This window comes from Clostridium sp. M62/1 (assembly GCF_020736365.1).
Lineage (GTDB): Bacteria > Bacillota > Clostridia > Lachnospirales > Lachnospiraceae > Otoolea > Otoolea saccharolyticum_A.
Map to the genome: position 1 here is coordinate 3,053,392 of NZ_CP085988.1, position 18,639 is coordinate 3,072,030.

Here is an 18,639-nt window from a genome sequence, read left to right on the forward strand (position 1 = left end):
TCAGGTCAAATCATTCCCTTTTTTTCTCACAGCCCCCCTCTTATTGCCTGGTGTACATGCTCCACGAAAATCTGCTGGATATCACCGTACTCTCCCATCCCCCGAAGTACACATTCCACTCTGCATCCACTTTTCTCAAAAGCTCTTTTCCAGGAATCCTCCCCGCCGGCCATGTCGTTGTTGGCATGGTCTCCTGCCACAATCATGAGCGGCAGAAGAATCACCCGCTCATAATCCTGCCTCTGAACCTTTGCCATAACATCCTCCAGCGAGGGCCTCGCCTCCACTGTCCCGATGAAGAAATTCTCCATGCCCAGCTTTTTAAAACAGGACTCCATCCTGCCATACACCTGGTTTGCCTCATGCTCCGTGCCGTGTCCCATGCAGACAATGGCTGTCCGACCGTCCTGAAATTCCCCGGTCACCCGGGCCAGGGCCTCTGCGGTCTTCTCGTAGTCGCTGATACTGTTTAAAAGAGGGCTTCCGCAGTATATTGCGTCAAACTGAGCCTCGTGCGCTCTCACGGCTGCCATCATCTTGTCATACTCCAGCCCGTTCATCACATGAGTGGGCTGGACGGCCGCCACCCGGTATCCGTCCCTTAACAGGCGTTTCAGAGCTTCCTCTACATTGTCTGTCTGATCCTCCCCTTTTTCTCTCAGATGATTGATAATCATCTGGCTTGTAAAGGCGCGGCGGATCTCCCACCCCGGAAAAGCCCGTCCCACTGCCCTCTCCACGGCTCCGATCGCATCTCTTATCTGTCCCTCATAGCTTGTGCCAAAGCTGACTACAAGGATGGCCTTTTTCCCGTCATCCTCCAAAACCCCGTCTCTTTTTATCCTCTCAACTGTCATCTGTCCGCTCTCTCCCTTTCCGGCTGCCTGCATTTCCATCCCTCTCTGAAACAGAATGCCCCGGCTTCTCACTCCTATTTTCTGCCTCGCGCGTCCATGCGCTTAGGCGCTGAGCTGTTATTTTATCATGTTTATATCTGTCTGTCAAAACAGCCTGACCTGCCGTCCGTCCTGTTCTCAGCCGCCTTTCTTCTGTAAATTTCTGCCTGCCAGGGTATTTTTTTGTCCGCAAGTCTGACAGAATTTTATACAGCAAAAGCCCCCGCCTGCTGCCTGGACGGCAGCCGCGGGGGCTCATTACGGTTTTCTATTTTCAATTTTAAAAAGAATCCTGCTTCGCAGGATTCTCCGCCTGCGGCGGGTCGTGAAAGCGGCATTTTCCTTTCCGCCGGGTGAGCCAGTCTTTCGGTCACCCGGCGGCTGCCCTGAAACAGATGGATGCTCTGCATCTGTCTGTTATAATCAGATTCTGCAGCTTTGCCGCTTATTCGGCTGCTGCCTCCGTCTCTGCGGCGGCTGCTGCCTCGCCGTCTGCCGGAGCCTCTGTTCCGTCACCGATATAGCCGTACATGAAGTACCAGTAGCCGTATGGAGAATGCCAGGTTCCCTGAAGCTCTGGCTTCTGTAACCAGAAGTCATTCTGGTAGGCAATCGGTATCATAGCCATATCATTTAACAGCATCTGCTCTGCCTCATGCAGAAGTGCGTAGTGCTCTGTCTTGTCGGCCGTTGTGCGTGCCTGATCAATGAGGGCATCGTACTCAGGATTGCTGTACTTGCCGTCATTATTGCCGTTCTCTGTCTCAAACAGATTCAGCATGTTGGACGGATCATCGTAATCGTATACCCAGCCGTTGCGGGCAATATCATAGTCGCCGTTGCGGCGGGTTGGTGTGAAGGATGCCCACTCAACAATCTTGATATCCATGTTGATTCCGAGCTCGCCCCATGCGCTCTGGAGATACTCTGCCAGCGGTTTATGATAGCCGGCATCGTTCGTCATATACTCGATAGCCGGGAATCCCTCTCCGTTCGGGTAGCCTGCCTCAGCCATCAGCTCTTTAGCCTTCGCAAGGTCTCCCTCAAAGTCGTCTGTGTGGAAGAACTCACCATACTGCTCGAGGGTCACATCTGCAAAAGAGAAGCCTGGCTCTACATCGGAAACGCCCGGGCCCACAAAATTCTTAGCTGCGGAATAGGTTCCCTGCATGATGGTATCTGCAATGTAGGCTCTGTCAAGAGCAAGGCTTAATGCCTGGCGTACTCTCACATCCTGTAAATACTCTCTGTTTAAGTTCAGGCTGATATAGTAGGTTCCAAGGATCGGATCTACGTTGAACTCAGGATTGTCGCGAAGATTCGGAACCTCCTCTGTCGGAACATCCTTAATCATCATAACCTCGCCGGAATTATAGGCGCTGTATGCTGCGTTTACATCCTCCATCAGAACAAACTTGATCGTGTCTGCTGTAACTGCATCTGCATTCCAGTAATTCTCATTTTTCTCCATCAGGATATGGGAGCCTGGAACCCACTCTTTGATCTTCATCGGACCGTTGCAGACATAAGTGGACGGATCGACTGCCCATGCCTCGCCGTTTGCATCGATGGTTGCCTGCTGAACAGGGCTCATGGTTGCAAATGCACAAATCTTGTCAAAGTATACGCACGGATAGGAGAGCTCTACCACAAAGGTCTGATCATCCGGTGCGGAAACGCCCAGAGCATCCACATTTCCGTTTGACGCCTCATCATAGCCCTTGACCATGCACAGCAGATCATAGCCATAAGGAGCAGCTGTCAGCGGATCTGCCACTCTCTTGAAGGTATATACGAAATCATTTGCTGTCAGCGGAGTGCCGTCGCTCCATTTTAAACCGTCGCGCAGATGGAAGGTATATGTAAGACCGTCATCGGAAACCTCCCAGGTTTCAGCCATTCCGCCGATGATATTGTTGTCTTTGTCAAAGTTGAGGAGCGGCTCAAATAAATGGATGATCATATTTGCGCCGTCAATAGCGCTGTTTAACGCCGGATCGATGGTCTCCGGATCTGGCCCTATCTCCACTACCAGATTGTTGCCGCCAGACGCCGTATCCACTGCCTGGGCATCGCCGCCTCCGGATGCAGCTGTCGTCTCGGTACCGCCGCCACCGCCGCAGCCCGACAGCACTGTCGTGGAAAGCATCGCTGCCGCTACAAGAAGTGCAAATTTCTTTTTCATAATATTCCTCCTTTAAAGGTTTCTATGAGAAACGCTGTCAGAGCGTGCCTCAGACGTTTTTCAGCCAGATGCTCCCCTAATGCATCATCTGCCCTTTAAACACTTTTCTTTGATAAAGCACGAAACGGAAAAGTTACATCTATAATACCACAGAAAAAAAAATATGCAAGCTATTTTTTTTAATATACCCGTTTATGCCGCAAAAATGATGGAAAAAAGTCAGAAAATATCCAAAATTGCTGAATTGTAAGTCTTTTATTCCCTGTGGTTATTTCTCCCATAATCTGACGTTTTAGATTGACGCTGCACTGCCGTCTGCGGCAGTTTTCGTATTCAGAGTCGAAAAAAGGCCCCGGAGAAGCTCTCCGAAGCCTTTTCTTTTCTGCTTTTTGCAGGAATGCGCTCTTATCTTTACTCAGCCTGGGCTGTGCTCTCTGTGGCAGCCTCAGCAGCCTCTGTGCTCACCTTGGCCTCTGCATCATCGTCGGCCTCTGGCGCATCACCAATATAGCCGTACATGAAATACCAGTATCCGTACGGAGAGTGCCAGATTCCCTGAAGATCAGAGCTCTGCAGCCAGAAGTCATTATTGTAAGCCACAGGAATCATAGCCATGTCGTTTAACAGCATCTGCTCTGCCTCATGGAGAAGGGCATAGTGTTCCGTCTTATCCACAGTTGTACGGGCCTGCTCGATCAGGGCATCGTACTCAGGATTATTGTATTTTCCGTCATTATTTCCGTTTGTGGACTCAAACAGATTCAGCATATTGGACGGATCGTCGTAGTCGTATACCCAGCCGTTGCGGGCAATGTCATAATCTCCGTTTCGGCGGGTTGGCGTAAAGGATGCCCACTCAACAATCTTGATGTCCATGTTGATTCCCAGCTCTCCCCATGCGCTCTGGAGATACTCTGCCAGCGGCTTATGGTAGCCGGCGTCATTTGTCATGTACTCGATGGTCGGGAAGCCCTCTCCGTCCGGATATCCTGCTTTTGCCATAAGCTCCTTTGCCTTGGCAAGATCTCCCTCGAAATCGTCTGTGTGGAAGAACTCCCCGTACTGGGCAACCGTTGTGTCAGCGAAGGAAGAGCCTGGCTCTGCGTCAGAAACACCTGGGCCTACAAAGTTCGTAGCCGCAGAGTAGGTTCCCTGCATGATAGTATCCGCAATATACTGACGGTCAAGGGCAAGGCTTAATGCCTGGCGCACTTTTACATCCTGGAAATACTCTCTTTCCAGATTCAGGCTCACATAGTAGGTTCCAAGAATCGGAGCTACATGAAACTCCGGATTATCGCGGAGATTCGGAACCTCCTCTGTCGGCACGTCCCTTGTGAACATGATCTCGCCTGTGTTGTAGGCGCTGAAGGATGCGTTGGCGTCCTCCATGAGAACGAACTTGATAGTGTCGGCTGTAACAGCGTCCGCATTCCAGTAATTCTCATTCTTCTCAACAAGAATGTGGGAGCCTGGAACCCACTCCTTGATCTTCATCGGTCCGTTGCTCACATAAGTGGACGGATCTACTGCCCACGCCTCGCCGTTTGCCTCTACAGTGGCCTGCTGAACGGGACTTAAGGCTGCAAATGCGCAGATCTTGTCAAAGTATACGCACGGATAGGAGAGCTCTACCACAAAGGTCTGATCATCCGGTGCGGAAACTGCCAGAGCATCCACGTCTCCGCCTGCCGCCTCGTCATAGCCCTTTACCATGCACAGAAGGTCATAGGCGTAAGGAGCAGCTGTCATCGGATCTGCCATTCTCTTAAATGTATATACAAAATCATTGGCTGTAAAGTCAGAGCCGTCGCTCCACTTTAAGCCGTCGCGCAGGTGGAAGGTGTAGGTGAGGCCGTCCTCAGAAACCTCCCAGGTCTCAGCCATTCCGCCGATGATATTGTTGTCCTTGTCCATATTTAACAGCGGCTCAAATAAGTGGATGATCATATTGGACGCATCAATGGCGCTGTTTAATGCCGGATCCATGGTCTCCGGATCTGGTCCAATCTGAACCACCAGGTTATTTCCTGCCTCTGCTGCAGCACCTGTGCCTGCGCCGTCACCGCCGCTTCCTCCGCAGCCGGAAAGCACAGTCGTGGTAAGCATCGCAGCTGCCAGAAGAAGTGCAAATTTCTTTCTCATCTTGTTTCCTCCTCATAGGTACGTTAGTATAAATATTTATCTGCCGTCTGCAGCCCTGCAGGCAGGCAGTAATTCGCCTCCCTGTTTCCAGAGAGGCAAAGTTTATGACTGCTATTATTAATTGATCTTGTCTAAGTGGTGACAGGCTGCATAGTGTCCCTTGGAAACCTCTCTCCACTCCGGATCCTGCTGTGCGCACAGCTCTGTGGCGTACGGGCATCTCGTTCTGAAGTGGCAGCCGCTGGGCGGATTTACCGGGCTTGGCACGTCGCCGCTCAGCACAATACGCTTGGACTTTCTGCTGGTTTCCGGATCTGCAATCGGAATCGCTGAGATCAGACTCTTGGTGTAGGGATGGACACTGTGGAAGGTCAGCTCGTAGCTGTCTGCAAGCTCCACCATCTTTCCCAGGTACATAACGCCGATTCGGTTGGAAATATGCTTTACGATAGACAGATCATGGGCGATAAACAGATACGTCAGCCCCATCTCGTTCTGCAGCTCCTCAAACATATTGACAACCTGAGCCTGAATGGAAACATCCAGAGCAGATACCGGCTCATCACAGACAATAAATTCCGGATCCACAGCCAATGCGCGGGCAATGCCGACACGCTGCCTCTGGCCGCCGGAGAACTCGTGAGGATAACGGTTTGCATGCTCCGAGTTTAACCCCACCCGTTCCAGCATGCGGATGATCCTCTCCTGGCGCTCCTTGCGGTTTGCAGCCAGCTTATGAATATCGATGGCCTCGCCTACAATGTCGCCCACCGTCATACGCGGATCCAGGCTGGCGTAAGGATCCTGGAAAACGATCTGCATCTTTCTTCTGTAGGGAAGCATATCAACCTTTGTCTTTTTCCCGTATACAGGTTTTCCATCCTCTCCGATCACCGGATTCCCGCTTTCATCCCTGAGGGGAAGATCTCCGCTGTCGAAAATCGTGGTGCCATCGTAGATAATGCGGCCGCTGGTAGGCTCATAGAGGCGCAGAAGGGTACGTCCTGTGGTCGTCTTTCCGCAGCCGGACTCGCCTACCAGACCCAGTGTTTCTCCCTTATTAATATAGAAGGATACATCATCAACAGCCTTAACCACTTTTTTCTCAAAGAGCTTTCCGCTGGCCACAGGGAAATACTGTTTCAGATTCTGGATTTCAAGCAGCTTCTTATTTTCCATCAGTTGTTACCTCCCTGCGCTTTCTCGAACTCGGCCTTCTGGAGCAGCCAGCAGGCGCTGTAGTGAATGTCTGACAGGTCCGTGTACTCCGGCATCTGTCTTAAGCAGATCTTCATGCAGGATTCACAGCGCGGCGCAAAGGGACATCCTGCCGGAGGGTTCAGCATGTCTACCGGTGAGCCCTCGATAGGTACAAGCCTTGTCTTTTCCTTCTCGTCCAGACGCGGAATACTGCGGAGAAGTCCCTTGGTGTACTCGTGGGACGGACGGTAGAAAATATCGTCTGTGGTACCGTACTCCACCACCTTGCCTGCGTACATAACGGCAATCTTGTCACACATGCTGGCCACTACACCCAGATCATGAGTGATCATGATAATTGCCATACCCAGTTTTTTCTTGAGCTCCATCATCAGCTCCAGAATCTGGGCCTGAATCGTAACATCCAGGGCGGTGGTCGGCTCATCTGCAATCAGCAGCTTCGGCTCGCATGCCAGGGCAATGGCGATCATGACACGCTGGCGCATGCCGCCGGACAGCTCATGGGGATACTGCTTTAACCGCTTCTCCGGCTCATTGATTCCAACCAGAGTGAGGAGCTCTTTGGCCCTCTCCCTGGCCTCCTGCTTTGTCTTCTTTGTGTGGAGCAGGATCATCTCGCAGATCTGATTTCCAATGGTGTATACAGGGTTTAAGCTGGTCATGGGATCCTGGAAAATCAGGGAAATCTCCTCTCCTCTGATCTTTCTCATCTGGGCCTCGTTCATCTTGTCAATCTCATGGCCGTTAAACTCGATGCTTCCGCCGATCAGACGTCCCGGATAGGCCGTCAGTCCCATGAGGCTGTACGCTGTTACAGACTTTCCAGAGCCTGACTCGCCTACGATTCCCAGAACCTCTCCCTCCTTTAAATGCAGGGATACGTCATTTAAAGCTTTCACCTCTCCGGCCGGCGTAAAGAAGGAAAGGCGCTCGTTTTTAATATTTACAAGATATTCACTCATGCTCATTTCCTCCCTAGTTCTTCAGCTTCGGATCAAAGGCATCACGGAGTCCGTCACCTAAGAGGTTAAAGCTCAGGATGATGACAGAAATCATGATAGCCGGTGCAAACAGGCGGTAAGGATAGCTCTGAAGTCCGTTTAAGGCCGCACTTGCAAGGCTTCCCAGAGAAGGCATCGGCGCGTTTACGCCCAGTCCCAGGAAACTTAAAAAGCTCTCCGTAAAGATGGAGGACGGGATCTGAAGGGTAGTCGTAACGATCAGGGTTCCGATGCAGTTGGTGAGCAGGTGCTTTTTGATAATGCGGCCGTTTGACGCGCCCAGAGCGCGGGCTGCAGTCACATACTCCTGTTCTTTCAGGATCATGATCTGGCTTCGCACGATACGTGCCATACCTACCCAGTAAAGGAGGGCGAACACCACGAAAATACTGATCAGATTGACTCCGATCAGGCCAATCCACTCAAATCCCGGCTTCATGGCCAGCTCCTTCAGCGGATAGTTCAGCACAGTAGCCAGAAGAATTACGATCAGAACGTCGGGGACCGTGTATATGATGTCTACAATACGCATCATCACCATATCCACCCAGCCTCCGAAGAATCCGGCTATGGAGCCGTATATGGATCCTATCAAAAGAATAATGGCGGAGGCCACCAGACCTACAGTCAGAGAGACACGGCTTCCCATCATAACACGGATGGCATAGTCGCGGCCCAGCTGATCCGTTCCCAGAATGTGGGGGAACACGTCCTCGCCGTTGGCGATTGCCTCCTGCTCTGCCTCAGAATACTCGAAAGGCGCAAGGCTGTTGCTTCCCTTTATCTGCTGCTCATACTTGTACGGATAAAACTGAGGCACGATAAAGGATAGTATAAAGATGAGAATGACAACCACAAGGCTTGTCATGGCTATTTTGTTTCTCTTAAAACGGCGCAGACCATCCTTCCAGAAGCTGACGCTCTCCCTCATTACTACAAGGCTTTTTTTCTCGTCATCTCCTGCAGGGAGGAAGTCTTCTGCCTTAAGCTGAAATGACAGTTTATTTTTCTCCATGATTACGCTCCTCCCTATTTCAGTTTAATACGCGGATCAATCAGCGTGTATGCAATATCCACGATCACGTTCATCACAATAATCAGAACGGCCAGGAAAATGGTAGTACCCATGATCAGCGGATAATCACGTCCCGTGATAGCGCCGATGAACTCAGAGCCAAGTCCCGGAATGGTGAAGATCTTCTCAACAATAAAGCTTCCTGTAACTGTATAGGCTAACAGCGGTCCCAGATAGGTGACAACCGGAAGAATTGCGTTTCTCAGGGCATGCTTGAATACGCTCGCTACCCATGAAACGCCCTTCGCCCTGGCTGTTCTCATATAGTCCTGTCCCAGAACGTCCAGCATGGAGGAACGCATCAGTCTTGCGATATAGGAAGACGGATACAGGGCCAGAGCGATGACCGGCATGATGTAGTGCTTCCAGGACGTCAGTCCGTAGGTAGGAAGCAGTCCCAGCCAGTTGCTTAAAATCTGCATGAGCACCGTACAGATAACGAAACTGGGTATGGCGATTCCGCAGGTGGTAAACAGAATAATAATATTGTCAATCAGCTTTCCTCTGTTGAACGCCGCAATACTTCCTAAGGGAACTCCGATACAGACAGCCAGCAGGATTGCCAGACCGCCGATCCTTGCGGAAACCGGGAACTTCGTCTGAATAATCGTGTTTACTGTACGTCCTCTCTGTTTTACGCTGGGTCCCAAATCTCCATGGATAACTTTGTCCATATAGATGATATACTGCTCTCCCAGCGGCTTATCCAAACCGTATTTCTGCTCCATTGCAGCCTGAGCCTGTGGCGTGAGCGCCTTTTCAGCCATAAATGGGCCGCCTGGCACCAGGTTCATCAGGAAGAATGTAAGAGTAGCAACCAGCCAGGCTGTAACAACCGCCAGACCAATACGCTTTAAAATGTATTTTGCCATAGCTTATCTCCTTTCCCGCACTGCCATATTAAAGCCATCATGTGTCGTCTATCCGCTTTCTCAGACCGTCTTTCTGACGCATCGCTGCATGCTCTGTTTCCTCTGTCCAGGCCGCCGGGGAAATCTGACAGTTTCCCCGGCGGCCTGGACAGCCCAAAACAGCAAAGAACGTATCTGAAAGCCGAATAAGAAAGAATCCTGCGAAGCAGGATTCTCCGCCTGCGGCGGGTCGCGAAAGCGGCGTTTTCCTCTCCGCCGCAGTGCGATCCCCGCGGAACATTTTTATATAACAGGGGACGAAGTTTCCTGTTATATAAAAAACACATATGTAGGCCAGGTGCGGACATCTCTGCTAAAAGAAAAGAGCCGCCGCAAAATATCACATCCCGCAGAAAGACAAATCGCCCGTAAGCATCTGTCACTTTCTGCGGAAACTATTTATTTTGCGGCAGCCCCTTCAATCCAGATTACATTCCCATCTGTTTTGCTACTTCCTCAGCGAAGTTCTCTTCCTTCTTCTCGATACCCTCGCCAGTCTCAAAACGAACGAACTTCTTAACTGTTACCTTTGCGTTGTTAGCTTTGGCAACCTGGGCAACATACTGAGCTACGGACTGCTTGCCATCCTCAGCCTTTACATAAACCTGATCTAATAAGCAGATTTCCTTTAACTCCTTATTGATGCGTCCCATAACCATTCCGCTGATGATCTTGTCATTTGCGTCCGGTTTCTCGTTCTTGGCAGCTACAGTTAAGATCTCTTTCTCTTTCTCAATGTACTCTGCGTCAACTTCATCTCTGTTTGTATATAATGGCTTTAATGCGGCAGCCTGCATAGCTACGTTCTTAGCCATCTCCTTGATTTCATCGTTTACAACGTCTGTCTCAACGTCTACTAAAACGCCGATCTTTCCGCCTGCATGAATATAGGAAGCAACGAAGCCGTTAGCCTCTGTCAGCTTCTCGAATCTTCTGATCTTCATGTTCTCGCCGATGATGGAGATCTGGGAAGAAAGCGCCTCTGCAACTGTCAGGCTCTCATCCTTTGCCCACTTCTCAGCCATGAATGCATCCATATCTGCTGCGTCAGAAGCAAGTGCCTGTGCGGCAACATCTGCAACGTAGCTCTGGAACTTCTCATTCTTTGCAACGAAGTCTGTCTCTGCGTTAACCTCAACGACAACGGCTGTCTTTCCGTCCTCTGCCAGCTTTGTGGCAACGATACCCTCTGCTGCGATACGTCCTGCCTTCTTAGCTGCTCCGGCAAGTCCCTTTTCTCTTAAGAACTCAACTGCCTTGTCCATGTCGCCGTCTGTAGCTGCAAGAGCCTTCTTGCAGTCCATCATTCCGGCACCTGTCATTTCACGTAATTCCTTTACCATTGCGGCTGTAACTGCCATCTTACCATACCTCCATGTTCTTTCCTATAGCCGCACAGACAACAGACTGCCTATGCGGAAAATTCCGCAAAGCGGGAAGGGTTTCCCCTCTCCGCCTCGCGGACTTTGATTTCCTCTTATCTGGAATTAAGCCTCTGCAGCTTCCTCAGCGAACTCCTCGCCCTCTGCAGGAGCCTCAGCCTCACCCTGGTTAGCCTCGATAACAGCGTCTGCCATTCTGGACACGATAAGCTTAACGGCTCTGATAGCGTCGTCGTTTCCTGGGATCACATAGTCAAGCTCCTCCGGATCGCAGTTTGTATCAACGATGCCGATTAACGGAATACCCAGTGTGTGTGCCTCCTGGACGCAGATTCTCTCCTTCTTCGGATCTACTACGAAGATAGCGTCCGGGATTCTCTTCATCTCCTTGATACCGCCAAGGTTCTTCTCAAGCTTCTCCCACTCCTTCTTCAGAGCGATAACTTCCTTCTTTGGAAGAACATCAAATGTTCCGTCCTCTGCCATGGTCTCGATCTCTTTTAAGCGGTTGATACGGCTCTGGATGGTCTTGAAGTTTGTCAGCATTCCGCCTAACCATCTCTCGTTTACATAGAACATTCCGCATCTCTCAGCCTCAACCCTGATAGCCTCCTGAGCCTGCTTCTTTGTACCTACGAAAAGGATTGTGCCGCCCTCTGCTGCGATATCGGAAACTGCCTTGTAAGCCTCATCTACCTTGCCTACAGACTTCTGTAAGTCGATGATGTGGATTCCGTTTCTCTCTGTGTAGATGTATGGAGCCATCTTAGGGTTCCATCTTCTTGTCTGGTGACCGAAATGTACGCCAGCTTCCAGTAACTGCTTCATTGAAATAACGCTCATATTTCTTTCCTCCATTTTGGTTTTTCTTCCGCCGGCATCTTATGCTTCCTTTGGGACCTGATATCAGGCACCGTCCTTGAGAATCCGCCGTGCGTGATTTTTCAACTTTTATACTATATCACAGAGCCTAATTTTATGCAAGCACTTTTCGACAGAATAAGTGCCCGCCCTCTGTCGGCGCCGCTCAGCCCATCAGCAGAGGTATCTGTCGGCAATGGCTCTGAATTCCCCGGCATTTTCTGCCAGCCATTCGTCAAAGTTCTTTCCTGTTCTTTCCACAGTCTCTCCGACCTCTGCCAGGAAAGGCGGAATGTCCTTTTCAAGCATCGTGCCCCAGTTTTCGCCGAAGCGCTCGTCTCCCTCACGATCGCTTCCGTTTACATGGAGCACAAAAGCCGGATTGGCAGCCTTGTCGATGACCTTTACGCCTCCCTGGAAGCCGATGGTTCCAATCTGGTGGGTTCCGCAGGAAGACGGGCAGCCGGAAATATGAATCTTCGGAAGTGTGCCGTCCTTAAAGCTGTGCTTTCTCATCTCCTCCACCAGTGTGCGGATTAAGGCCTGGGAGTCCCGCACTCCCACCTGGCAGATGGAGGCGCCGATGCATGCCACAGAGGTTTCAAAAAGGCTGGCAGCACTGTCCTGCGTCACCTCCAATACCTCAGCGGCCTCCTCTGCCGTCAGGTTGAGAATGAACATGGCCTCATCAGGCGCCACGCGCATCTCCACCTCCTCCATATCCTTCACAGTCTCGTAGAGCTTTCTGAATACAGAAGGTTCCGGTGTTCCCCCAATGGGGTGATATTCTACCGCATAGAGCCCTCTCTGCTTCTGGGCTGTCACACGAAAGCTCTTCACAGCCTCCCTTGCCCGATCCGACAGCTCCGTGCAGGCGGCTGCCTTCCTGGCCTTCTCCTCGGGATGAAATGAAATCAGCTCCTCCTTCTTTATCTTCAGATTGTCCTTCTCCTCGTCCATCACCTCTCTGAGTTTTTCACCGTAGGCCTCAATGTAGCCCTCTTTGCCGAGAGTGTCCTGCATGTAGCGTGTCCTTGCCTTTGCGCGGTTTTCATAGTTTCCGTAAGCCATGAAGGTCTTTACCATAGCCTTTATATAGTAGAGAATATCCTCCGGTTCCACTGCGCCCGCCACCAGAGCTCCCATCTTTGGATTTGCCCCCAGGCCTCCTGCGCTGTAGACGTCAAACAGTCCGTCCTCCCTGGCCGCAAAGCCCAGATCGCGGAAGGTTGCATGGGACAGGTTCTTAGGCGAGTTGGAGAAACATACTTTCAGCTTTCTCGGCAGCTTTACTGTCTTGATAAAGCCCATCAGATAGTCAGCCGCCCTGAGGGCATAGGGCAGCACGTCAAACCGCTCGCCCTCCTCCACGCCGGAAAGCGGGGAAACCATCACATTTCTCGGGAAATCTCCTCCGCCTCCTCTGGTGTTGATCCCGTGGTCAAGGGCCTCCTCCATAATCTCACAGACAGCCTGTCCGCTCAGATTGTGAAGCTGAACAGACTGACAGGTCGTCAAATGAACCTTGTCGATCTGATACGCCTCAATGCTGTCGGCGATAAATTTCAGCTGATCCTTCGTCATGCGGCCGCCTGCCAGGCGAAGGCGCAGCATGCTGGCCTCAGCCCCTCTCTGTGCATAGCTTCCAAAGCCGCCGGAAAAGCCTTTGTAATCCTTTACTGCCACTTCCTTGTTGTAAAACTGCTCTGTTACCTTCTTAAACTCCGCTAAATCCTGCTTCCACGCTTCATTTCCCATACTTTATCTCCTTTTCTGCTCCCTGCTGCCGTGTTTCAGGCAAAACGCTCACATGCAGCCTGCCATCCTCTGACTTCTCTCAGGTATACTTCTATTACTCTATACTAAAGGATTCATAAGATAAAGTAAAATTATATTTATTTATCTTTCAATAATAAATTATTATTGATATAATCATTTTAACCGGCAACCGTATGAGAACGGTCAATGTATGAGAAAAGGAGGAACAACGATGCTGGACAACCGCATTCACACTTTTCTGGCTGTCTGCCAGGAGATGAATTTCACACGGGCGGCAAAAAGGCTGCACATTACACAGCCCGCTGTTTCCCAGCACATCCAGTATATTGAAAACTATTACCATATACGTGCCTTCCGCCTGGAAGGGAAAAAGCTCTCCCTCACACAGGAGGGAGAGCTTCTCAGAAATGCTCTTCTGATTATGAAAAATAACGAGGACAGTCTTCAGAATGCTCTGGCTGAATCTTCGGGCAGAACGAACCCTATCCGGATCGGAGCCACGCTGACAGCAGGCAGCGTTCTTCTGACTGAGCCCCTTGTGCGCATTTTCCGCAGATGGCCCGACATTTCCCTGACCGTGACAGTCAAAAACACTGCGGAGCTCCTCAGCCAGATCGACAGCGGAGCTCTGGACTTCGCTGTGCTGGAGGGAAACTTTTCAAAGGCTGCCTACTCCTACCACACCTACCTCAGAGAGCCTTTCATCCCCGTCTGCGGGGCAGGGCTTTCTATCGGCTCCCCCTCCTCCCTGGATGAGCTTTTGGGAGAACGGCTGCTCCTGCGGGAATCCGGCTCAGGTACCCGGATGATTCTGGAACAGATTCTGGAGGAGCACGGTTTTTCTGTCTCTGATTTTAAGAATACGGCAGAAATCGGAAACATGCAGACCATAAAAGAGCTGATTGCCGCCGACTGCGGCATTACCTTCCTGTACAAAAGCGCAGTAAGCCGGGAGCTCTCAGAGGGGACTATCCGTGAAATCCCCATCAGCATCGGCATGCAGCATGAGATCTCCGTAGTCTGGCAGAAGAACCGGCTTTTTGAGCAGCAGGTGCTGGAGGTCATAAACGAAGCCTTTTAATCCCCTGTCCGGGACAGCCTCCCCTTTCTGAAGGCATGTTTTGTACAGACGGACAGCCGTACTGTTTCTCCTGCACTGTACTCGTGGCTGAAATCCCTGACCATGATCTCGTTCGTACCGGCAGTCACAAAATACTGGCTGTAGAAGCCCATGTACTCAGCCTTTGAAATCGTTCCGCCCAAGAGCACGCATCCGTCCCTCTCCTCTGTCCCAGCTCCCTGAGTTCTGTCTCTGCCTCCTGCCCCATCCTCTTCTCCCGGCTTCGTCCTTCCCAGGATCGAAATTTCCTCCGGCCGGACATACAGCGTCTGTCCGTCTGGAAGTTCTATCCGATCTGCAGTTCCCAGAAATTCCATGACAAAGAGGTTCGCGGGATTTCGGTAAACCTGGGACGGAGTCCCCGTCTGGACCAGGCGTCCCCCGTCCATAATCGCTATCCTGTCTGCCAGGGCCATGGCTTCCTCCTGATCATGGGTTACAAAGATCATCGTGATCCCTGTCTTTTTCTGCAGCTCCTTCAGCTCGTCCCTCATCCTGATTCGAAGCTTCGCATCCAGGTTGCTTAAAGGCTCGTCTAACAGAAGCACCTTCGGGTTCACGGCCAGCGCCCTGGCCAGGGCCACTCTCTGCTGCTGGCCTCCGGAGAGCTCCTGGACAGCCCCATTGCCCCGATCAGAGAGCCCCACAATATCCAGGTATCTGTAGGCACATTCTGCCGCCTCTTTCTTTTTCATCCCCTGAAATTTAAGCCCGTACATCACATTCTGAAGAACTGTCATATGAGGAAACAGCGCGTAGGACTGGAACACCGTGGACACCGGCCTTCGCTCCGGCTCAAGTCCCGTTATATCCTCTCCGTCCAGAAAAATTTTTCCGCCATCGGGCTTTAAAAATCCTCCCAGCATCCGGAGCGTAGTCGTCTTTCCGCAGCCGGAAGCCCCCAAAAGGCAGAGGATTTCTCCGCGGTTCATGGAGAGCTTCAGCCCCGAAACCACCTCTTTGCCGTCAAATGACTTGCTCAGATTTTCAATTTCCAGATACATGCTTCTCACCTTCCTTCCAAACTTCCCCCTGACCCGGTGCCTGTTTCACTTCCCCCTTTTTCCGCTTTCGCTTTTTTCGGCCGCTGCTGCCGTCTCCTCTCTCCTCCCTCAGGAGAAGGGCGGATACACCGCCGGTGACAGCTATAGTTGTCAGAATGATCAGGGATGAGATCAGAGATGCCACCCCGTACTCACCGGAATTGATGGCGTCAAACAGCGTATAAACTGCCAGCTTGTGGCGTGCGCTTATTAGAAACACCACTGCTCCCACCGTCGTCATGGAGCTGGAGAAATTGTATATAAAACCTGTCACAAAAGTTCGCCTGAGATTTGGCAGAACAATATCTTTCGTCACATGGAAGCGTCCCGCCCCCAGATCCCTGGCGGCATCCTCCACCCGGCTGTTAAGCTGTGCCAGGGAGGCGGCTGTCAGCTTTGTCACCATGGGGAGCTGCTTAAATATCATATTGATAATGATGATTGCCGCAGTGCCTGTCATCTTGAGGATTCCGCTGTTAAACGCCAGAATGTAGCCGATTCCGAAGCAGGTTCCGGGCAGCAGATACGGCATCGTGGAGATGAAATCGAAAAATCCTCTGAACCTCACCTTTCTCCGTTCCAGATAGTAGGCAAAAAGGATGGCAAAGGCAGTTCCCGCCACTGCCGCAATCAGCGAATACTGAATACTCCTTGTCAGGCTCTCCATGTTGTAGGACAGGAGGCTGTTAAAATTGTCCAGCGAAAAATAATATACGCCTTTTTTCGATTTGAGAAATCCTGTCAGAAAAATGCAGATATACTGCAGTGTCATCATAAGGAAAAACATGGCTGACATCAGCCGCACTGCTGCTCCCACAATTCCTGTCAGCGGAAGGGGCAGCCCGCTTCTGCTGTTTTTCTGGCTGTCAGCTGCAGTCAGACGGTCTGATTTCCGCATCAAAAGGCGGTAGAGAAGAAAGGCCGCCACTGCCGGAAGCAGAAGGAGCATATTCATGGCTGAGGCCTTTTCCAGATCGGCATAGCCGATCAGCTCCAGGTATATGGCGGAAGCCAGCGTATTATAGCGCCCTCCGATCACGGCCGGTGTTCCAAAATCAGATACGGAGCGGATAAACGACAGGATAAAGCAGATACCTGCTGCAGGCTTCAGCATGGGAAATACAATCTGCTTCATAGTATCAGCCGCAGATGCCCCCAGATCTCTGGAAGCCGCCAGAATCCTGTGATCGATCTTTTCCAGAATTCCAACTGCAAACAGGGCGTTCAATGATGCAAAGTGAAGGCTCTGCATTGCAATAATTCCCCATTTATTGTAGGGGCTTATCATCAGTCCCAGAAGCCGGTAGGTGATCCATCCCCTCTTTCCAAAAAGCTGGATATACACAAGAGAAGCGATAAAGGGTGGCGAAACCATAGTCATAAGGAGGATTCCCATGAGGACAAGCTTAACCCTTCCCTGGAGCGTCACGATCCTCAGAGCCACCGCAATTCCCAGAACTGTGGAGAAAAGCGCAGCCAGCGTCCCGGTAAATACGCTGTGCCGTATCAGCGAAGCATTCTCCTGAAACAGATTTTTGTATGCTGAGAAGGTGAGCCCCCCGTCTGCCCACAGGCTCTCTGCTGCAATGCACAGAAGCGGCCAGAGAACGAACAGAAGGACAGCAGCCGCCATGGCCCAGAAAATCAGCCGGTCGACAGCGCCGTAAAAAAGATGCTTTCCGGACCTGTTTCCTGTACTGGGACAAAGAATCCTGCCTCGCAGGATTCTCCGCCTGCGGCGGGGCTGCGAAGCAGCCGTATTCCTCTCCAACCCAGTGCGATCCCCGCGGAGCGTTTTTGTATAACAGGGAACGAAGTTTCCTGTTATGCAAAAAAGGGTACCTGAATCAGATACCCTCCTCTGCGTCTTTTGGCTGCCCTCTGTCCTGCGGCTATTCATTTTCAGACTTGTCCCCAGCCAGCTCATCCCACTTTGCCAGGATGTTCTCACGCTCGGAACCAAACAGGGATAAATCCTCATCCATCAGCATCTCTGTGTCGAATGTAAGCTCCATTCCCTCAATGTCAGGCTTCACCATCTTGATTGTATCCTTGTTGTCGATATCGGCAACCATTTTCAGATTCTCATCGTCTGAATAGAACCACTCAATGAACTCGCAGGCAGCCTCTGCTCCCTCAGAATTCTTAAATACGGCCACTCCCTCTGGAACGTATGGGATTCCATCCTCCGGATAAACAGCTGTGATATTCTGCTCCTCCTCCATCTTGTCAATCGCCCTGTCCATAGGTGCGATTCCGATTGCGAACTCGCCGGCCACTGTCTTGGTTACCGGATCGGAGCCGCGCTTGGAGTAATATTCAATATTTTTATTCAGCTCTTCAAAGTATTTCCAGCCTTCTTCTTCACCCTTTGTCTGAAGAAGCGCATTCACTACTGCATAGTTTGTTCCTGAGATAGCCGGATTGGACATGAGAACCTCTCCCTGGTAGGAAGGATCTGTAAGATCATCCCAGGTCTTGGGAATTTCAAGGCCTTTCTCCTCGATAATATCATTGTTCACCACAAAGCCCACCACGGTAATTCCCTTGGCAAACCAGTAGTTGTCTGCATCCTTATACTCAGGCGCCAGATTTGCCGCCTCGTCAAAATTCACCTGCTGGAGAAGTCCGTCCTCCTTGGCTCCCATGAAGGCATCGATTCCGCCTCCGAACCACAGATCGGCCATCGGAGTTCCTCCCTCTGCCTTTACCTTGGAGAGAACCTCGCCGGAAGACATGGAAAGAAGCTCTGTCTCTATTCCTGTTTCCTGTGTAAATTTGTCAAATAAGGTCACATAATCCTCGCTGGTGGCAACTACTCTCAGCGTCCCGCCGGCCTCATCCCTGGCTTCGCTTTCCGCCTCTGAAGCTTCGCTCTCCGCCTTGGTCTCTGCACCTGTCTCGGAAGCGGCTGTCGTCTCCTGTGTGCTCTGGGTGCCGCATCCTGCCAGCATAAGCGCTGCCATTCCCGCTGCCATGAATCCCGCAATGCTCTGCTTTCTCATGCTTTTTCCTCCTCT

The 18,639-nt window shown here is 51.2% G+C and carries 14 protein-coding genes; 1 reads left to right on the top strand and 13 read right to left on the bottom strand.

The window, feature by feature from the left end; translation table 11 throughout:
- Positions 1-26 precede the first annotated feature (26 nt).
- The 10 genes from LK436_RS14215 to LK436_RS14260 form a co-directional block, all read right to left on the bottom strand.
- Positions 27-929, bottom strand: coding sequence for a sirohydrochlorin cobaltochelatase (locus LK436_RS14215; RefSeq protein ID WP_227910084.1), 903 nt, complete (start codon positions 927-929; stop codon positions 27-29).
- A 412-nt stretch (positions 930-1,341) separates the two neighbouring features.
- Entirely contained in the window at positions 1,342-3,081 is a 1,740-nt protein-coding gene (locus LK436_RS14220; protein WP_008394880.1) for a peptide ABC transporter substrate-binding protein, read from the bottom strand.
- A 411-nt stretch (positions 3,082-3,492) separates the two neighbouring features.
- Entirely contained in the window at positions 3,493-5,226 is a 1,734-nt protein-coding gene (locus LK436_RS14225) for a peptide ABC transporter substrate-binding protein (protein ID WP_008394879.1), read from the bottom strand.
- Between the two features lie 117 nt (positions 5,227-5,343).
- Entirely contained in the window at positions 5,344-6,408 is a 1,065-nt protein-coding gene (locus tag LK436_RS14230) for an oligopeptide/dipeptide ABC transporter ATP-binding protein (protein WP_044930307.1), read from the bottom strand.
- On the bottom strand, positions 6,405-7,409 hold the full coding sequence (locus tag LK436_RS14235; protein ID WP_044930306.1) for an ABC transporter ATP-binding protein: 1,005 nt from the start codon (positions 7,407-7,409) through the stop codon (positions 6,405-6,407). The genes LK436_RS14230 and LK436_RS14235 overlap by 4 nt, the downstream gene beginning before the upstream one ends.
- Positions 7,410-7,422: 13 nt before the next feature.
- On the bottom strand, positions 7,423-8,463 hold the full coding sequence (locus LK436_RS14240; RefSeq protein WP_008394876.1) for an ABC transporter permease: 1,041 nt from the start codon (positions 8,461-8,463) through the stop codon (positions 7,423-7,425).
- 14 nt (positions 8,464-8,477) lie between these two features.
- On the bottom strand, positions 8,478-9,395 hold the full coding sequence (locus tag LK436_RS14245; RefSeq protein WP_008394875.1) for an ABC transporter permease: 918 nt from the start codon (positions 9,393-9,395) through the stop codon (positions 8,478-8,480).
- Positions 9,396-9,862: 467 nt separating this feature from the next.
- Positions 9,863-10,795, bottom strand: coding sequence for a translation elongation factor Ts (tsf, locus tag LK436_RS14250; RefSeq protein ID WP_008394873.1), 933 nt, complete (start codon positions 10,793-10,795; stop codon positions 9,863-9,865).
- Positions 10,796-10,921: 126 nt separating this feature from the next.
- Complete coding sequence (gene rpsB / locus LK436_RS14255; protein ID WP_021965680.1) at positions 10,922-11,659, bottom strand: 30S ribosomal protein S2; 738 nt, start codon at positions 11,657-11,659, stop codon at positions 10,922-10,924.
- 192 nt (positions 11,660-11,851) lie between these two features.
- The gene (locus LK436_RS14260) at positions 11,852-13,435 is read right to left on the bottom strand and encodes a nitrite/sulfite reductase (protein WP_008394871.1); all 1,584 of its coding nucleotides are present in this window, start codon (positions 13,433-13,435) and stop codon (positions 11,852-11,854) included.
- A gap of 211 nt (positions 13,436-13,646) precedes the next feature.
- On the opposite strand from LK436_RS14260, the gene LK436_RS14265 reads away from it, so the two are divergent.
- A complete protein-coding gene (locus LK436_RS14265; RefSeq protein WP_008394870.1) occupies positions 13,647-14,537 on the top strand; it encodes a LysR family transcriptional regulator in 891 nt (296 codons plus the stop codon).
- Here LK436_RS14265 and LK436_RS14270 read toward each other — a convergent pair.
- The 3 genes from LK436_RS14270 to LK436_RS14280 all read right to left on the bottom strand — a co-directional run bounded on the left by LK436_RS14270 (position 14,534) and on the right by LK436_RS14280 (position 18,624).
- The gene (locus LK436_RS14270; protein ID WP_008394869.1) at positions 14,534-15,580 is read right to left on the bottom strand and encodes an ABC transporter ATP-binding protein; all 1,047 of its coding nucleotides are present in this window, start codon (positions 15,578-15,580) and stop codon (positions 14,534-14,536) included. The two genes, LK436_RS14265 and LK436_RS14270, sit on opposite strands and share 4 nt — an antisense overlap.
- Positions 15,564-17,252: an ABC transporter permease gene (locus LK436_RS14275; RefSeq protein WP_147594708.1), complete on the bottom strand. Its 1,689-nt coding sequence runs from the start codon at positions 17,250-17,252 to the stop codon at positions 15,564-15,566. The genes LK436_RS14270 and LK436_RS14275 overlap by 17 nt, the downstream gene beginning before the upstream one ends.
- A gap of 259 nt (positions 17,253-17,511) precedes the next feature.
- Positions 17,512-18,624, bottom strand: a complete 1,113-nt coding sequence (locus LK436_RS14280; RefSeq protein ID WP_008394867.1) for an ABC transporter substrate-binding protein — start codon at positions 18,622-18,624, stop codon at positions 17,512-17,514.
- Positions 18,625-18,639: the final 15 nt, after the last annotated feature.

Excerpts from the sequence above, each read along its gene's own strand:
- LK436_RS14235 (WP_044930306.1), bottom strand. The coding sequence starts at position 7,409 with ATGAGTGAATATCTTGTAAATATTAAAAACGAGCGCCTTTCCTTCTTT.
- LK436_RS14225 (WP_008394879.1), bottom strand. The coding sequence starts at position 5,226 with ATGAGAAAGAAATTTGCACTTCTTCTGGCAGCTGCGATGCTTACCACG.
- LK436_RS14220 (WP_008394880.1), bottom strand. The coding sequence starts at position 3,081 with ATGAAAAAGAAATTTGCACTTCTTGTAGCGGCAGCGATGCTTTCCACG.
- LK436_RS14245 (WP_008394875.1), bottom strand. The coding sequence starts at position 9,395 with ATGGCAAAATACATTTTAAAGCGTATTGGTCTGGCGGTTGTTACAGCC.
- LK436_RS14275 (WP_147594708.1), bottom strand. The coding sequence starts at position 17,252 with ATGGCGGCTGCTGTCCTTCTGTTCGTTCTCTGGCCGCTTCTGTGCATT.
- tsf (WP_008394873.1), bottom strand. The coding sequence starts at position 10,795 with ATGGCAGTTACAGCCGCAATGGTAAAGGAATTACGTGAAATGACAGGT.
- LK436_RS14260 (WP_008394871.1), bottom strand. The coding sequence starts at position 13,435 with ATGGGAAATGAAGCGTGGAAGCAGGATTTAGCGGAGTTTAAGAAGGTA.
- rpsB (WP_021965680.1), bottom strand. The coding sequence starts at position 11,659 with ATGAGCGTTATTTCAATGAAGCAGTTACTGGAAGCTGGCGTACATTTC.
- LK436_RS14240 (WP_008394876.1), bottom strand. The coding sequence starts at position 8,463 with ATGGAGAAAAATAAACTGTCATTTCAGCTTAAGGCAGAAGACTTCCTC.
- LK436_RS14265 (WP_008394870.1), top strand. The coding sequence starts at position 13,647 with ATGAGAAAAGGAGGAACAACGATGCTGGACAACCGCATTCACACTTTT.
- LK436_RS14270 (WP_008394869.1), bottom strand. The coding sequence starts at position 15,580 with ATGTATCTGGAAATTGAAAATCTGAGCAAGTCATTTGACGGCAAAGAG.
- LK436_RS14280 (WP_008394867.1), bottom strand. The coding sequence starts at position 18,624 with ATGAGAAAGCAGAGCATTGCGGGATTCATGGCAGCGGGAATGGCAGCG.